At 58.1% G+C, this 763-nt stretch carries 1 protein-coding gene; it reads right to left on the bottom strand.

What is annotated here, in order from left to right; genetic code table 11:
* Positions 1-719, bottom strand: a 719-nt coding sequence (locus tag H8730_RS17450) for an MSCRAMM family protein (protein ID WP_249290319.1), incomplete at its 3' end; no start/stop codon positions are given.
* Between the last annotated feature and the right edge of the window lie 44 nt (positions 720-763).

Raw genomic sequence — 763 nt, 5'->3', positions numbered from 1 at the left:
CCCGCCACAGTATAGCCGGGGACAGGCTGCTCGATGACGGTGTAGAGTACCCCCACCGGGATTTGCTCAAATATGGCACTTTGCCCATGCTTGAGCATGAGGGTGCCTCCGCTTGTGATTTCCTGCGGTTCGCTGCCGTCTATGGTGTATGTATAGGTTCCGCCGTCGGAAAAGGTGACGGTAAAGACAAATTCCCGCTGTTGCTGGGCTTCGGTGAGGGGTGAATTATCGGCGTTCTCAACCAGCTTTTGCACCGAGAGCGCCCCTTGCAGCCGGACATTGTAGGCGGTGACAACCACCGCTTCGGTTGCCTCTCCGGTGACGGTGAAGGGGTAGCGGGTGATTGGCTGATCCTGCTCGTCTTTATCAAAGGTGAAGCCGAGGGCGGGGGCGGATTCTTCAAAGTAGTATTCGCCAGGCTTCAGGGACACAGAAACCTTCCCGTCGCTGTCGGTAACATACCGCCCGCCGACCTGCCGGCCGTCTGCTGTAAACAGGAAAAACGCCGCGCCGGGGACGGGGATTTCCATTTCCATGCCGTCCGCCCGCTTTTTCAGCTTGAGGAGGCGGACTTCTGTAAGGCTTTCCTCATGCTCCCGCAGCTCGTTATTGGCGTTCTGGCTGAGGCTTTGCCAGCCCAGCGTGCCGGTCAGGAGGCTGGAAAGAAGGAACCAAGCCGTCAGGAGCACACTGACCGCCCGGTATATCCCTGCTCGCATGGCAAAGCCCTCCTTTCATTCAGTAGATTTCATGGTTTGCCGCT

Source organism: Bianquea renquensis (genome assembly GCF_014384895.1).
Lineage (GTDB): Bacteria > Bacillota > Clostridia > Lachnospirales > Bianqueaceae > Bianquea > Bianquea renquensis.
Note: the sequence above shows the minus strand (reverse complement) of the source record. Positions and strands in the feature narration are given on the sequence as shown.